We start from the raw sequence: 16180 nt of genomic DNA, 5'->3' as shown, positions 1-16180 counted from the left end.
AGAAAAAACCTCGACTCGTTCGAGGTTTTTTTGTGCCTGAATTTGGCATAAAATTGCAAAATATCCGCTTAAACCGACCGCTTGTATGAATATGTTGTTAAAAAAACTCTCCTCAGATTGGTTAAATACCAATATTATCGGTGCCTTACCCATCTTTTTTGCGACAAATTTGGCTGCGTTGACCGTTTGGCAACTTGATATTTCCGAACATACCATGGCGTTGGTGCTGGGCATTATTGCCGCCGGATTATCGGATTTGGATAACCGCTTGACCGGTCGTTTAAAAAATTTATTTTTCACCTTAATCGCCTTTGCCGTTTCTTCATTAAGCGCACAACTTGCCTTAAGTCACGCGTGGATTTTTATTCCGCTGATTACGTTGATTACTTTTGTGGTAATTATGCTTGGAGCCATTGGACAACGCTACAGTACCATTGCTTTCGGCACTTTGCTGGTAGCAGTCTATACCACGCTCAGCTATACCCCTGAAACCGACTGGTACAGCAATCCGTTGCTGATTTTGGCCGGCACGTTACTTTACGGTTTTGTCGCAGTAGCCGTTTATTTGATTTTTCCGAACCGCACGGTACAAGAAAATATGGCGCAATATTTTGAAGCATTAAGTCGCTATCTACAGATTAAAGCGGATTTTTTTGACCCTGATGAAACAGACAGCCTACCGACCAAACAGCTTGCGCTTGCTAAAGCAAATATTGCGGTGATGAATACGTTTGATAAAGCGCGTGTATCGCTGTTTTACCGATTACGCGGGCAGCACCGTCATTTACGCACCCAAAAGATGTTACGTTATTATTTTACCGGACAGGATATTTGGGAACGTGCAAGCTCTAGCCATTCACAATATGATGCGCTATTTCAACAACTGCAAAATTCGGATTTAATTTTTCGCTTCCAGCGTATTCTGGAATTACAAGCCATCGCCTGCCAACAAGTCGCGACGGCATTGCGCCACAACGAGCCTTATCAGCATCACATCCGTGGTGAAAAAGCTTTGCAGGGGTTGGCACAATCTTTGATTTATCATCAACAAAAAGGAGTGAAACAGCTTTATAAGCTTCAATCCATTGCAGAAAATTTACGCAATATTGAAGGGCAATTAGCGCAACTTGCCGACGAAACGATTGCACCGGATATTCGCAAAAAATCACCGAAAACCGCCCGCTTGATCGCCGAAAATATTTCCGGCTTTCGCAATATGATACAAGCCATTCGTAGTCAATGCCATTTTGGTTCACCGCTTTTTCGCCATGCTGTCCGATTATCCATTGTGGTATTTTTCAGTAGTCTGATGATTGAAGTCTTTCAAATACAGCAAGGCTATTGGATTCTCTTAACTGCGATTTTAGTTTGCCAACCAAACTATTCGGCAACGAAGAAACGATTGATTCAACGGGTTGTCGGTACAATACTGGGGGTGGTTGTCGGGCTTTCATTTCGTTACCTTTCTCCGAGTCTGGAAGCGCAGCTCGGGTTGATTGTGGCTTCCAGTAGCCTGTTCTTTTTCTTCCGAACCAACAATTATAGCTTTTCAACTTTTTTCATTACTATTCAGGTACTTATTAGTTTTGATGTTGTAGGATTGGATCCTGACGGAGCGATGTTACCGCGTATTATCGATACGTTGATAGGGGCAGGCATTGCGTGGTTTGCCGTTTCCTATTTGTGGCCGGATTGGAAATATCTCAATCTGCATAACAGTCTGAAAAATACCTTGTCAAGCAGTGCGACTTATCTGCGCTATATTATCGCCCAATTACAATTCGGTTACCGTGACCAACTGTCTTACCGAATTGCACGTCGTGCAGCACAAAATGCCGTTGCAGGGCTAAGTACGGCGGTATCGGATATGACGGGCGAACCCCAAAAATACCGCGAAGCGTTAACCTTTGCACCGACATTACTCGGATTAGGTTACACCTTACTCAGTTATATTTCCGCCTTAGGCGCTCACCGTACTGACTGTCACAATCTTAACCATCATATTGATTTTGCAGCGATCTTTTTTAAGCAAGGAAAACTGGTGGCGAAATTGCTGGAGGATATGGCGAAAGGAGAAACATGTACCGAGAATACCATTCGTGAGATGGATCAGCAATTATTACAGTTTGAAACGGACTATCAGGAAAAAATTGATGAACAAACTTTGATGTTGTTGCAGCAATTACGTTTGATTGTACAAATGCTGCCGCAATTATGGGGATTTGTGATCAAAGAGCAGAGATACCATCACAAAATTTAAACCGTTGATTTCGGGCGGCGGGGCGCTGTTAACGAGTAGCTGTCATCCAATATTTCTAAAATCGTTTTATCGTCTAGCCCGCCGTCTAAAAGAACACTGATCCAGTGTTCTTTATTCATGTGATAAGCCGGAAAGATACCCTTTATCTGGCGCAGTTGGCCAACCATTTCCACCGGTGCTTTTACATTCAACACTTCAATAATTCGATTATCCGCCAAGCCAAGTTTATCCCCTGAAATATCAATCACCAATCCAAACCACTTTTGGTTGCCGGTGTGGCGGAAAACCGCAAAATTGGGTGATGTTGACCATGGAAATTCAGGTTCCACCGCATATTGTTGCCGAATATATTCAATTAATGCTTCACGCTTCATCACAAGCACCACGTTTTTGTTAGATGTTGTCGGATTATAAAAGAGATTCTGTTGAAAGGCATTATCCGTTGAAATAAAAAAGCCCGAGACATACTCTCGGACTTTTTTTGATATCGACAAGCGGTCGGTTTGGCGCCTAATTTTACTAATTTACCTCTTGGATTATTTCCCAAGGTTATCGAAAAACTTTTTCACACCGTCAAAGAACCCTTCATGTTTCGGGCGGTGTTTGCCTTTGCCTTCTAAACTTTCTTCCAGTTTACGCAAGAGTTCTTTCTGCTCTTCGTTTAACGATACCGGCGTTTCGATAATGGCTTTGCAGATTAAATCCCCTGCATAGCCGCCTCTTGCGCCGCTGACTCCTTTACCGCGTACACGGAATAATTTACCGGTTTGGGTTTCCGCTGGGATTTTCAGTTTCACTCGCCCGTCTAAAGTCGGCACTTCGATTTCACCACCAAGTGCAGCCATGGTGAAGCTGATCGGCACTTCGCAATAGAGATTTGATCCGTCACGCACGAAAATATCATGATCTTTTACGTGAATGACCACATATAAATCACCTGCCGGCGCGCCGTTTTCCCCTGCAGCACCTTCGCCGGATAAGCGAAGTTGGTTGCCTGTATCCACGCCTGCCGGAATGGTGACGGAGAGATTTTTGGTTTTCTCCACACGCCCGTCACCGTGACAAGATTTACACGGTTTTTCGATTTTCTTACCGGTACCGTGACAGCTTGGACAGACGGTTTCGGTCATAAAGAAGCCTTGCTGACGACGAATTCGTCCTGATCCGTGACAGTGCGGACAGGTTTCCACTTTACTACCGGCTTCCGCGCCTGAACCGTGGCAAGTATCACATTGCATCAGTGTGCGAATGCGGATATCTTTTTTCACACCTTTAACGGCTTCTTCAAGGGTAATTTCTAGGTCGTAGCGTAAATCATCACCGCGAATCACGCGCTGACGGCGGCTACCACCACCAAATCCACCGCCGAACATTTCGCTGAAGATATCTTCAAAGCCACCGAAGCCACTGCCACCGAATCCGCCAAAGCCACCGCCGGCTCCACCGCCTTGTTCAAAGGCTTGGTGACCGTATTGGTCGTACATTGTACGTTTTTCGCTGTCACCTAATACGTCGTAGGCTTCTTGAATCTCTTTAAATTTTTCTTCAGCGTCTTTACTGCCTTGGTTTTTGTCAGGGTGATGTTTCGCTGCCAAACGCTTATACGCACGTTTGATCTCTTTATCATCGGCGCCTTTTTTCAAACCAAGGACTTCGTAGTAATCTTTTTTGGACATAGTTTTTTCCGTTTTGAATTTGTAAAATTCTTTCTTAATCTGACCGCTTGTCTATAAGCAATGATGACGCCAAGCTGCCACATTTTATTTTTAATCACAAACGCGGACGCTTACGCTATCAGGACATGATTAACAATGTGGCTGAAGTGAAATATAGATTTCAACATTACCGTCAGGATAATATTTCTCAAAATCCGTCTGATAAACACGTTTTAGTAAGCCCTGTTTCTCTTTATTCCAAATCTGTCGCCAGGTTTGAAGGATACATTCGCGAGTAGTTGGAAATACCTCATACCAAGCAAAGTCTTCAATCTCAATAATTGCGGTATTACCTGTCGGGTTGCTTTCTAAAGCAAGACTCACCTGGTAATTGCCATTAAAATCCGATTCATAATTATCATACACCACATAACAAGACTCATTTTGCGGAAGCAGCTTCACATTACGTTGCCATAAAGAGCGGATTTTCTCACCTGCATTTTCGTTAAAATTATGGGTGCGAATAAAATCTAACGGATAAAGTTGAAGCGCCATTTTTGCAAAATTTCCTGTAAATCAGACCGCTTGTTATAACTTATAAACGATGGCACAAGCATGAGGACTTGTGCTATCTGAGTGATGTCTAAATACACCAAAAGGGCGTGTCTCCACGCCCTTTATTATGCTCAAAGAGCAGGGATATTATTTATTATCCTTCACTTCTTCAAACTCAGCATCTACCACGCCGTCATCTTTTTGACCTTGTTGGGCTTGTTGCTGACCTGCTTGAGCCTGCGCTTGACCTGCTTGGAGTAAAGGCTCAGAAGCTTTGACTAAGGCTTCGATTTTGGCTTCGATAGCCGCTTTATCTTCACCTTTCACAACGGCTTCTAATTCACTCACCGCTTGTTCAATTTTCGCTTTATCGTCCGCACTTAACTTATCGCCGGCTTCAGTGATCTGTTTGCGGGTTGAGTGAGCTATCGCATCCGCTTGGTTGCGGGTTTGAACTAACTCTTCAAATTTACGGTCGGCTTCCGCGTTCGCTTCCGCATCACGTACCATTTGTTCAACTTCCGCGTCACTTAAACCGGAAGAGGCTTGGATCTTAATTTGTTGCTCTTTACCTGTGTTCTTATCTTTGGCAGAAACGTGGATAATACCGTTTGCATCAATGTCGAAAGTGACTTCGATTTGCGGCATACCGCGTGGTGCCGGGTTAATCCCCTCAAGGTTGAACTGACCGAGCGATTTGTTATCGCTTGCACGCTTACGCTCACCTTGTAACACATGGATGGTTACCGCGCTTTGGTTATCTTCCGCCGTTGAGAACACTTGTGATTTTTTCGTTGGGATCGTGGTGTTTTTCTCAATTAAGGTTGTCATCACGCCGCCCATGGTTTCGATACCTAATGACAACGGAGTGACATCTAACAATAATACGTCTGTTACATCACCGGCTAACACGCCACCTTGTACTGCTGCACCGATAGCTACCGCTTCATCCGGGTTTACGTCTTTACGTGGCTCTTTGCCAAAGAAATCCGCCACTTTTTTCTGTACTAACGGCATACGGGTTTGACCGCCGACGAGGATAACATCGTGAATTTCACTTACGGATAAACCTGCGTCTGCCAATGCGGTTTTTAACGGTTCTAAAGAGCGATTCACTAAGTCTTCAACCAACGCTTCTAATTTCGCACGAGTTACCGTTAAAACCAAGTGCTTCGGACCTGTTGCATCTGCAGTGATATAAGGGAGATTCACTTCGGTTGATTGAGTGGAAGAAAGCTCGATTTTCGCTTTTTCCGCGGCTTCTTTCACACGTTGCATCGCCATTGAGTCATTACGTAAATCCACACCTTGCTCTTTTTTGAATTCTTCAACAAGGTAGTTGATTAAACGGTTATCGAAGTCTTCACCACCTAAATGGGTATCGCCATTGGTTGCACGTACTTCAAAAGTCTGCTCGCCGTCGAAATTATCAATCTCGATAATTGAAATATCAAATGTACCACCACCTAAGTCGTATACTGCGATGATTTGGTTCTCTTTTTTAGAATCCAAACCGTAGGCTAATGCAGCGGCTGTTGGTTCGTTGATGATACGTTTTACATCTAAACCTGCAATACGACCGGCATCTTTGGTGGCTTGACGTTGTGCGTCGTTGAAGTACGCTGGCACGGTAATGACCGCTTCGGTTACCGGCTCACCTAAGAAATCTTCTGCAGTTTTCTTCATTTTTTTCAATACTTCGGCAGAGATTTGTGGCGGAGCCATTTTTTCGCCTTTCACAGAAACCCAAGCATCACCATTGTCCGCTTTGGTGATTTCAAACGGCATAATTTCAATATCGCGCTGTACTTCAGCATCGGTAAAACGACGACCGATTAAACGTTTGATCGCAAATAACGTATTTTTCGGGTTAGTGATTGCCTGACGTTTTGCCGGCTGACCGACTAAAATTTCTTTATCCGTATATGCAATGATAGAAGGGGTTGTACGCGCACCTTCTGCGTTTTCTAAAACACGCGGTTTGTCACCATCCATTACCGCCACACAAGAGTTGGTTGTACCTAAGTCAATACCAATGATTTTTCCCATAATTTGATTCCTCTAATATAAATTTGGTTAGTTTGTTCAAGTTAGCGACAAGATTGTGTTTTTTCACCACATTTCAAGGGTAACTCAAACATTTTTCAAAAAAGAAACGGGAAGTAGTTTGACGTTCCCGCTCAGACGGAACAATAAATAGGGATGAAATTGAGGGCTTCAAGGGGAAAAATAAAAAATTTTAGAATTTTTTAATGTGCAAAGCACATAAAAAACAAAAAAGCCTCATGACTGAGGCTTTTAAACACGAATTTGATTAACGTGCGACAACAACATCAACGGCTGACGGACCACGTTGTGAATCTTGAACGCTATACTCAACACGATCGCCTTCGTTTAATGTTCTATATTTATCACCTACGATGCCGGAGAAATGCACGAATACATCTTTACCGCCGTTTGCAGGGGTAATGAAACCGAAACCTTTGTCAGCGTTGAACCATTTTACTGTACCGTTTAATTTAGACATATTGTCTTCCTTACTTTTGTAGAAATTTAAATTTGCGCTTGAACACGCAGTAACGCTAAGAACTGAATTACATAGGTAGATATTGGTAGAACTTTCAAGAACAAATTTAAAACTTGTAGAACAGGAAGTGCAATAATAACGAACTAAAATAAATGGCTGTCTAAGCTTAGGGCGCATTAAAACACGTTTATAGGAATAAAGCGAATAATTAACCCGAAAAGGTCAAATCTTTTCAAACTTGACCTTTCTTCCCATCAATCTCGCCAAAATGTCGGGCTGAAAATAACCAACAAAGTGAAAACTTCCAATCGCCCGCACACCATTGCAAAGGTAAGTACCCATTTGGCACTGTCCGGCACTTGCACAAAATTATTACTGACTGTACCGAGCGCTGGACCAAGATTATTCATGGTCGCAATAACGGCATTCAATGCATCAAAAGTTTCCATACCACAAGCAATGGTTGCTATCCAACAAAGTACAAAAACAAAGAAATAAGCGGCAAAGAATGCCCAAACGCCATCAATAATGCGTTCGGACAACACGTACTTCCCCAATTTTACCGGCTGAATTACGTTCGGATGAATAAAGCGATGGATTTCGCGTCTGCCTTGCAAATAAAGCAGCAACACACGGAACATTTTCAAACCGCCCCCCGTTGAACCGGCACAACCACCGATAAAAGAGGCAAGCACTAACAATAACGGTAAAAATGACGGCCATTGACTGAAATCATTCGTCGTGAATCCTGCCGTTGTTGAAATTGAAACCGATTGAAACAACGCCTGCACCAATGTCACCGAATGATTATCAAAATAACTATAAAGTAACAACACCGCAAAACAGATCACAAACAGTGAAAACTGCACTAGAATAAAGAAACGGAACTCATAATCACGCCAATATAATTTGAGAAAATTCGATTTGCGTTTATTTTTATAGCGCCCGTTAAATTGATCAAAAAAAGCAAAATGCAGTGCAAAATTACAGGAAGAGATCAACAAAAACAGTACCGTGATAAAGTCGATCATCGAACTGTTAAAATAGCCGATACTGGCATCATGGGTCGAAAACCCACCGATAGCAACGGTAGCAAAGCTGTGAGAGATGGCATCAAAACCGCTCATTCCCGCCAGCCAATATGCAAATGCGCAAAGTGCTGTTAAAGAAACATAGATCATCCATAACGCTTTCGCGGTTTCGGCAATCCGCGGACGCATTTTCTGTTCTTTGAGCGGTCCCGGCATTTCAGCTCGGTAAAGCTGCATTCCGCCAATACCCAATAACGGAATAATTGCCACCGCAAGTACGATGATCCCCATCCCGCCTAGCCATTGTAGAAACTGGCGATAGAATAAAATCGCTTTCGGTAAACTATCCAAACCGGTAATAACCGTTGCACCGGTGGTAGTTAAACCGGAAAAAGATTCAAAAATGGATTCTGAAAAATTGAGATCCGGATTTTCCAATAGAATAAACGGCACAGCCCCAAGGGTGCCAAGGACCACCCAAAACAGCACGACAATTAAAAAGCCCTCGCGTGAACGTAATTCTTGTTTGTTTTTTCGGCACGTCCACCAAAGTATGGTTCCCACGGTAAAGTTCAGCAAAAACGCTTCTAAAAACGAACGCCCGCCGCCGTCACCATAAATCAGCGCAACAAAGGCCGGCACAAGCATAGTGAACGAAAAACACATCACTAAAATGCCAACAATGCGGATAATTGATAAAAATTGCACGATCGATTCCTATAAATCTGAATAGATGCAATGGTACTCGCCTTTTTCTATCAGTCAAATTCTTTCTCGAAACAAGGTTTTGCTATAATATTCACTCATTGATTACAAGCGGTACGATTTAATGGAAAATTTGCAAAACGAGCTGCCGGATTGGAAACCTTCGGCAACCATTCAACATTTACTCAAACGAGCAAAAATTATGACGGAAATCCGTCAATTTTTTACCGAACGCGGTTTATTGGAAGTGGAAACACCGGCTATGAGCGAATTTTCGGTCACCGATGTACATCTTTCAACTTTTAGTACCCAATTTCTTTCCCCCTTTGAAAACAAAGCTAAAACGCTGCATTTAATTACCAGCCCCGAATATCACATGAAGCGTTTACTTGCCAGCGGTAGCGGTCCGATTTTCCAAATCTGCCGAGTCTTTCGTAATGAAGAAGCAGGTAAACGGCATAACCCTGAATTTACAATGCTGGAATGGTATCGACCGTTTTTTGATATGTATCGTTTAATCAATGAAGTCGACGATTTATTGCAACAAATTCTGGACTGCGAATCAGCCGAATCTTATAGCTATCAGTTTGTGTTTCAAACCTATGTCGGCTTGGATCCACTTTCTGCAACAAAAACTCAGTTGGTTGCGAAAGCTCGCGAACAGGGATTACAGTGTGAAGATGACGAAAACCGCGATACGCTGTTGCAGTTTTTATTTAGCGAAGTCGTAGAACCGAAAATCGGCAAAGAACGTCCGACGGTGGTTTATCATTTTCCTGCGACACAAGCCGCATTAGCACAGCTAAGTTCGGAAGATCACCGTGTAGCAGAACGTTTTGAGTTCTACTATAAAGGCTTGGAATTAGCCAATGGTTTCCACGAACTCTCTGATGCCAAAGAGCAGATTCGTCGTTTTGAACAAGATAATTTACAACGTACGGCGATGGGATTAGCGCCTCAGCCATTGGATACGCGCTTTTTAGATGCTCTTCGTGCCGGTATTCCAAACTGTTCCGGTGTTGCCCTTGGAGTTGATCGTTTATTAATGATTGCAATGGGCTTAGAACGTATCGAACAAGTGATGGCGTTCGGGGTAGAAAGAGCTTGATTTAAAACATCATGGTAAACGCTTGCGTCATCCTATATTTATATAAAAGGAACAACTTTGAACAATTTATTTATTATTGACTCACACTGCCACTTAGACTCGTTAGATTATGAAACCCGCCACAGAAATGTGGACGAAGTTATTGATAATGCCAAAGCGCGGGATGTACATCATCTGATTTCAATCTGTACGACCCTTGGACGTTTTGAAACCGTTAAACAGCTTACCGCTCATCGTCATGAAGTTTCACTTTCATGCGGTGTACATCCGCTCAATGTGGAAGATGAACCTTTTGATTATGAAAAACTACAACGTTTGGTGAAAGAGCCACGCGTAGTTGCAGTGGGAGAAACCGGTTTGGATTATCACTACACGCCGGAAACAAAATTCCTACAACAATCATTGTTCGCACAGCATATCGAGGTTGCCAAACAGGTGAATAAACCGCTTGTCGTGCATACCCGTTCAGCGCGCGAAGATACGATGCATTTTCTTGAAAAAGGTAATGCAGAACAATGCGGTGGTGTGTTACATTGCTTTACGGAAGATTGGACAATGGCGAAACGTGCATTGGATCTCGGTTTTTATATTTCTATCTCCGGAATAATTACCTTCCGTAATGCGGAAGAATTACGGGAAGTCATCCGCCAAGTGCCGCTCGATCGTCTATTGGTAGAAACCGACTCGCCTTATTTAGCTCCGATTCCTTATCGCGGCAAACCGAACCAACCGGCTTATGTCCGCGAAGTTTGCGAGTATATGGCGGTATTGAAAGGCGTTTCAACCGAAGAATTTGCACGAATAACCACCCAAAACGTGAAAAATCTGTTTAAAATAAACTGTTAGTCGGGATATAACCTGCGCATTAATTAAAGGAAAACTCTATGAAAGCAATGATTAAATATTTTCTGATTTTGGTGATGTTATCATTTCATATCGTGTTGATCGGCGCAATTAACTACGCTATGCCGAGTTATGAAGCAACAATGGTAACAGGAATGGAAGTTCGCCGTATGGATAAAGACGGCATTATCAGCCAATCAAACCCAGCGGACGGTGCCGTGCGTGATGTCTACTTCTTATTTACCGAAGAGCCGACTACCAAAAAAGTCATGGTATATCGCAATGAAGATACCGGTTGGGGGCTACCTCCGTATTTCAAATTCGGTTCGGCAGATATTCAAGCCAAAGCTCAAGCTTATGCAAATGAAAAACAGATGGTAGAAATCAAATATTACGGTTGGCGTATTAATTGGTTGAACGAATTCCGTAACATCGTTTCAATCAAACCATTGCCAGCGGGTGAAACCGTTTCAAAACCATGGTTTAGTTATCTGTTCTACGCCTTCTTTGCATTAACGTTCTTCCTCTCGGTGCAATTTATCCGAGGGTGGTTTGATAGCAGTAAATAAAAATCCCCCCTTTTTTCAAAAGGGGGCGCTCATTTTGCGGAATCAAAAGCGCCGAACATTAAATTTGCTCAAGGCTAGTTCCCCTCTTTGAAAAAGAGGGGCAGCAAGGAGATTTTAAAAAAGTCACTTTGGCATAAAACGAGAATATATCTTCAATGACCATCTACTTCATCGCTGATCTTCATCTCAACGAATCCCAACCTGAAATCACCGAACTGTTTTTGCAATTTATGACCGAAAAAGCACCGCTTGCAGAGTCAGTGTATATTTTAGGAGATCTGTTTGATTTTTGGATTGGTGATGATGAGCAATCGCCACTGATTGATACCGTAAAACAAGCCATTCGCCGACTGACCAAAAATGGTGTTCCGTGCTATTTCATTCACGGTAACCGTGATTTTTTAATCGGTGAACGCTTCGCCCGTGAAACCGGTATGGTTTTATTGCCGGATTATGATGTGATTGATTTATACGGTAAAAAAACCTTAATTTGCCACGGCGACACACTCTGCATTGATGATGTTCACTATCAACGTTTTCGTCAAAAAGTTCATCAGATATGGCGACAATGGTTATTTTTGCGTTTACCGCTTTCGCTGCGCCTCAAAATTGCACGGAAAATTCGTGCTAAAAGCCGTGCGGATAAACAATCCAAATCGGTTGAAATCATGGATGTAAATCCACAATTTACCGCACAACTCGTTGAGCAATTTCAGGCAGATTGGTTAATTCACGGGCATACTCATCGACAAGCGGTGCATTTTTGCAAAAAATTAGCAAAACCCGACCGCTTGTTCACTCGCATTGTCCTTGGCGACTGGGGTAACACCGCTTCAATTTTAGCGGTATCGCCACAAGGTTTTGCATTTAATGAGGAACGCTGAATGATTGATGTGATTATCCCTTGCTACAACGCTGAAAACACCTTGCAACGAGCGGTGCAAAGTGTGTTGAACCAGCCGCAGCTTGGTACGCTATGGCTGATTGATGATGCTTCGACGGATAACACCTTTGCCTTGGCAAAACAATTTGAAGCACAGGTTCCGACAAAAATTAACGTGGAAAAAATGCCTCGTAACGGCGGTACGGCAAAGGCTCGTAATTGGGGAGCTTTACAAAGTGAAGCGGAATTTATTGCATTTTTAGATGCTGACGATGCCTATCAACCAAACGCACTGCAAGTTGCGGAGGGAATTTTCCGATTTCGCCCCGAAACCGCTGTAGTACGACTAGCGCTCAATCCTGTTGACCTCGCCGAACGTTATCGCACTCATCCCAATTTTGAATATGCATGGCAACATATGCGGATGACTTGCGGCGGCAATGTCGTTTTCCGACGCCATTTTTTTCTTGCCTGTGGCGGATTTCCGCAAAATCAGCTATTCCGAAAATTTGGCGGAGAGGACGGCGCCTTAGCCATTGCAACCACCAGAATCGCCCAAGTAGCTACCGCTTTTCAGGACGACGGCGTACTTCATTTCTGTCGAGAAGGGATGCATGCAGAATATTTATTGGATACCATTTTATTCGGCAAAATACGCGAGGGCGTGACAAAAGCACATTTAGCGGAGGCAAATACCGTGACAGAGAACATTTGTCAACAGATGCTCACTTTGCAAAAGTGTTTAGCCGAACAACATCGTGGAATTCTGCCGCTAAATCTGGAGTGGAGCCAAGAGTAATCCATTGAAAAAAATCCTCGATGCGCTATTATCCGAATATGCGATTTATTCTCAATTACATACATGAAAGCGATTTATCTTTTTTTAGGTTTTGCCAGTGTAATGTTAGGTTTAATCGGGGTTGTACTTCCCGGCTTGCCGACTACGCCCTTTTTATTGCTGGCGCTTTATTGCTTTGGCAAAGGATCCGAACGCATTCAACATTGGTTCATGGGCACTAAAATTTACGATAAATACCTTAAAGAGTACGACCGCACCCGCTCAATGACGATGAAGCAGAAAATCAGTATTTTGGCTTTTGCTGCGCCCTTCTGCATTGTTGCCTTTATTACCATGCCGAGCGTATGGGGCAGACTCACGTTAGCACTCGTTATTGTTTATCAATATTATTATTTCTTCTTTAAGATTAAAACTTTGGAAAAAGAAGTTAGCACGGTAGAATAACACGTAGTTAATTTTTGCAAAAAAGAGAATGAAAATGACCGCTTGTTTAAGTAAAGAAATCCTCAAAATCGGTTTGGTTTCCATATCCGATCGCGCTTCTTCCGGTGTTTATGCCGATCAAGGTATTCCTGAGCTTCAGGCTTGGTTACAATCTGCGTTGATTGAGCCTTTCGAGCTTGAAACCCGTCTCATTCCCGATGAACAAGCGATGATTGAACAAACACTGATTGAACTCGTCGATCAATGCGCTTGCCATCTTGTTCTCACGACCGGTGGGACAGGTCCGGCAAAACGTGATGTCACCCCCGATGCCACCCTTGCCGTCGCTCACCGTGAAATGCCCGGTTTCGGTGAACAGATGCGACAAGTCAGCCTGCACTTTGTGCCGACGGCCATTCTTTCCCGCCAAGTCGGTGTGATTCGCCACGACTCGCTCATCTTAAATTTACCGGGGCAGCCTAAGGCGATTAGAGAAACCTTAGAAGGCGTAAAAGATCAACACGGAAACGTACTTGTTCGCGGTATTTTCAGCGCTGTTCCTTACTGTTTACAGCTGTTAAGCGACATTTATATCGACACTCACCCTGAAATTTGTGAGAGTTTTCGACCGAAAGCGGCGAGAAGATAAGATGAAAACCTATTTGAAAGATCTTCGTTGGGGCAAATTTAACCTCATCAAAGGCGATATGATTAGCGAGAGAGCCGCACATTACGGAGAATGGGCGGAAACCGAAGTGCGACTTCTCCGTCAACTCCTTCAACCGCATTCGACGGTCATCGAAGTCGGTGCCAACATCGGCATGCATACGGTTCCGTTGGCAAAAGCCGTTCCTGCGGGGAAGGTACTGTGCTTTGAACCTCAGCGCATTATTTATCAACTTTTATGTTGTAATTTAGCGCTGAATGATTTGGTCAATGTGGAAAGTTATCGACAGGGAGTCAGTGAACAAAACGGTAAGGCTTGGATTGAAAGCAGCGATTACGCTCAACCGTGGAATTATGGCAGTTTTTCGATTGATAAAGGCTTCAGCACGGAATATCCGTTTATCGGTAATGTCTCAAAAGAAGAAATTGATATTATTGCATTGGATGACTTTGCCCCGATCAAGCGGTTAGATTCCCTCGATTTATTGAAAATTGATACCGAAGGGTTTGACGCTAACGTACTGAAAGGGGCGGTAAATACTATTCGGCGTTTCCGCCCGTATATTTTTGTCGAATTTCAGTATGATACTTGCGACGAGGTATTGCATTTGTTAAAACAAGAGAACTACCGTGTCGTTTGGGCGGTATCGCTTCGATACCAACAGCAAAATTTTTATCAATCAATGCCGTTTAATGAACTTGATACACATGCCGCCGATACCAATTTCTTAGCTATTCCGACAGAGCGCATTGAAAATGCGGACAGCCTTATTTTATCCCTCATCAACGGATTAAAAGACGCCGTCTCGGTTGAGGATTTGGATAACGATATCCCGATGATTTATTTAGCTTAGTTGTAGGAAGAAAAGATGAAAAAAATTGAAGCTGTTATTAAACCATTTAAATTAGATGATGTCCGTGAAGCATTAACGGATGTCGGTATTCAGGGGATGACCGTCACCGAGGTCAAAGGCTTCGGTCGCCAAAAAGGGCATACGGAACTTTATCGCGGGGCGGAGTATGCCATCGATTTTCTGCCGAAAGTGAAGCTAGAAATTATCGTCACGGACGAACAGGTGGATGAATGCATTGAAGCGATTATCGACACCGCTCAAACGGGTAAAATCGGCGACGGTAAAATTTTTGTGTACGACGTGGAACGTGTGATCCGTATCCGTACGGGCGAAGAGAACGAAGAAGCCATTTAAGTTCCCCCACGTTAATAAAGCGGGAGAGCGGATTGAAAGAAACTTTACCTCTTTTTTAAATAAGATAAAAGGAAACACATGAAAAAAACAGGTTTGCCGTGGTTATGGCTGAGTGCTGTCGTGCTGGTCGTGGATTTATGGACCAAATATATTGTGGTACAACGGTTTGAGTTGTATGAAAGTGTCAATATACTGCCGATTTTTAACCTCACTTATGTACGAAATTACGGTGCGGCATTTAGCTTTTTGGCGGATCACGCCGGTTGGCAAAAGTATTTCTTCTTAGGGTTAGCTATCGTGATTTCGATTGCGCTCGTGGTGATGCTGTTTAAAAATAATGCCGAACTTAAATTGCAAAACGCAGCTTATGCCTTAATTATCGGTGGCGCAATAGGGAATGCCGTTGATCGGGCATATCACGGTTATGTCGTTGATTTTTTAGATTTTTATTGGGATATTTATCATTATCCGGTGTTTAACATTGCCGATATCGGTATTGTCGTGGGAGCCGGATTACTGATTTTAGACTCCGTGTTAGAACATCGTAAAAGTAAAAAAGAGTGATTAAATGAACATTATTTTAGCCAATCCGAGGGGCTTTTGTGCGGGGGTAGACCGCGCGATTTCAATCGTAGAACTTGCGTTGGAAATTCACGGTGCACCGATTTATGTACGTCATGAAGTGGTGCATAACCGCTTCGTCGTCGACGGTTTAAAAGCTAAGGGGGCGGTTTTCGTCGAAGAGCTGGATGAGGTGCCGGACGGTGCGATTGTGATTTTCTCCGCTCACGGTGTCTCGCAAGCCGTACGTCAAGAAGCCAAACGTCGTGAATTAAAAGTGTTTGATGCGACCTGCCCGCTTGTGACTAAAGTCCATATGCAGGTGGCGAGAGCCAGCCGTAAAGGAACAAAAGCAATTTTGATCGGACACGAAGGACATCCTGAAGT

General features: G+C 43.3%; 17 protein-coding genes and 1 pseudogene. 12 read left to right on the top strand and 6 right to left on the bottom strand.

Annotated elements, in window-relative coordinates; all coding sequences use genetic code 11:
• The first annotated feature begins 85 nt into the window (after positions 1-85).
• Positions 86-2260: a YccS family putative transporter gene (gene yccS, locus ACEYJ7_RS01090; protein ID WP_373777185.1), complete on the top strand. Its 2175-nt coding sequence runs from the start codon at positions 86-88 to the stop codon at positions 2258-2260.
• Here the strand turns inward: yccS and ACEYJ7_RS01085 are convergent.
• The 6 genes from ACEYJ7_RS01085 to ACEYJ7_RS01060 form a co-directional block, all read right to left on the bottom strand.
• On the bottom strand, positions 2257-2634 hold the full coding sequence (locus ACEYJ7_RS01085; protein ID WP_373777184.1) for an MmcQ/YjbR family DNA-binding protein: 378 nt from the start codon (positions 2632-2634) through the stop codon (positions 2257-2259). The genes yccS and ACEYJ7_RS01085 overlap by 4 nt on opposite strands.
• A 162-nt stretch (positions 2635-2796) precedes the next feature.
• Positions 2797-3936 (bottom strand): molecular chaperone DnaJ, encoded by a 1140-nt coding sequence (gene dnaJ, locus ACEYJ7_RS01080; protein WP_373777183.1) that lies wholly within the window; start codon positions 3934-3936, stop codon positions 2797-2799.
• 129 nt (positions 3937-4065) lie between these two features.
• Positions 4066-4470, bottom strand: a complete 405-nt coding sequence (locus ACEYJ7_RS01075) for a GyrI-like domain-containing protein (protein ID WP_373777182.1) — start codon at positions 4468-4470, stop codon at positions 4066-4068.
• 147 nt (positions 4471-4617) lie between these two features.
• Positions 4618-6519 (bottom strand): molecular chaperone DnaK, encoded by a 1902-nt coding sequence (dnaK, locus tag ACEYJ7_RS01070; RefSeq protein WP_373777181.1) that lies wholly within the window; start codon positions 6517-6519, stop codon positions 4618-4620.
• A gap of 265 nt (positions 6520-6784) precedes the next feature.
• Positions 6785-6997 (bottom strand): cold-shock protein, encoded by a 213-nt coding sequence (locus tag ACEYJ7_RS01065; protein WP_373777180.1) that lies wholly within the window; start codon positions 6995-6997, stop codon positions 6785-6787.
• Positions 6998-7251: 254 nt separating this feature from the next.
• Positions 7252-8736 carry a TrkH family potassium uptake protein gene (locus ACEYJ7_RS01060; protein WP_373777179.1) on the bottom strand — a complete coding sequence of 495 codons (1485 nt, stop codon included), beginning with the start codon at positions 8734-8736 and terminating at the stop codon, positions 7252-7254.
• A gap of 121 nt (positions 8737-8857) precedes the next feature.
• Here ACEYJ7_RS01060 and epmA point away from each other — a divergent pair, with 121 nt between their 5' ends.
• From epmA to ispH, 11 genes and pseudogenes are all read left to right on the top strand, one after another.
• The gene (gene epmA / locus ACEYJ7_RS01055) at positions 8858-9841 is read left to right on the top strand and encodes an elongation factor P--(R)-beta-lysine ligase (protein ID WP_373777178.1); all 984 of its coding nucleotides are present in this window, start codon (positions 8858-8860) and stop codon (positions 9839-9841) included.
• 57 nt (positions 9842-9898) lie between these two features.
• Entirely contained in the window at positions 9899-10687 is a 789-nt protein-coding gene (locus tag ACEYJ7_RS01050; protein WP_373777177.1) for a YchF/TatD family DNA exonuclease, read from the top strand.
• A gap of 38 nt (positions 10688-10725) precedes the next feature.
• The gene (locus tag ACEYJ7_RS01045; RefSeq protein WP_373777176.1) at positions 10726-11253 is read left to right on the top strand and encodes a DUF1523 family protein; all 528 of its coding nucleotides are present in this window, start codon (positions 10726-10728) and stop codon (positions 11251-11253) included.
• Between the two features lie 155 nt (positions 11254-11408).
• Positions 11409-12137 (top strand): UDP-2,3-diacylglucosamine diphosphatase, encoded by a 729-nt coding sequence (gene lpxH / locus ACEYJ7_RS01040; RefSeq protein WP_373777175.1) that lies wholly within the window; start codon positions 11409-11411, stop codon positions 12135-12137.
• Complete coding sequence (locus ACEYJ7_RS01035; RefSeq protein WP_373777174.1) at positions 12138-12935, top strand: glycosyltransferase; 798 nt, start codon at positions 12138-12140, stop codon at positions 12933-12935. It begins immediately after the preceding gene.
• Positions 12936-12998: 63 nt separating this feature from the next.
• Positions 12999-13379, top strand: coding sequence for a YbaN family protein (locus ACEYJ7_RS01030; protein ID WP_373777173.1), 381 nt, complete (start codon positions 12999-13001; stop codon positions 13377-13379).
• 34 nt (positions 13380-13413) lie between these two features.
• A complete protein-coding gene (gene mog, locus ACEYJ7_RS01025) occupies positions 13414-14007 on the top strand; it encodes a molybdopterin adenylyltransferase (RefSeq protein WP_373777242.1) in 594 nt (197 codons plus the stop codon).
• A gap of 1 nt (position 14008) precedes the next feature.
• Positions 14009-14878 carry an FkbM family methyltransferase gene (locus ACEYJ7_RS01020; RefSeq protein ID WP_373777172.1) on the top strand — a complete coding sequence of 290 codons (870 nt, stop codon included), beginning with the start codon at positions 14009-14011 and terminating at the stop codon, positions 14876-14878.
• Positions 14879-14893: 15 nt separating this feature from the next.
• Entirely contained in the window at positions 14894-15232 is a 339-nt protein-coding gene (gene glnB, locus ACEYJ7_RS01015; protein ID WP_373767514.1) for a nitrogen regulatory protein P-II, read from the top strand.
• A 78-nt stretch (positions 15233-15310) separates the two neighbouring features.
• Positions 15311-15796 (top strand): signal peptidase II, encoded by a 486-nt coding sequence (gene lspA / locus ACEYJ7_RS01010; protein ID WP_373767515.1) that lies wholly within the window; start codon positions 15311-15313, stop codon positions 15794-15796.
• A 4-nt stretch (positions 15797-15800) separates the two neighbouring features.
• Positions 15801-16180 (top strand): annotated as a pseudogene (gene ispH, locus ACEYJ7_RS01005) (4-hydroxy-3-methylbut-2-enyl diphosphate reductase); the annotation flags it as partial.

Origin of the sequence: Glaesserella sp. (assembly GCF_041814905.1) — a bacterium.
In the GTDB taxonomy this organism is placed as follows: domain Bacteria; phylum Pseudomonadota; class Gammaproteobacteria; order Enterobacterales; family Pasteurellaceae; genus Glaesserella.
Note: the sequence above shows the minus strand (reverse complement) of the source record. Positions and strands in the feature narration are given on the sequence as shown.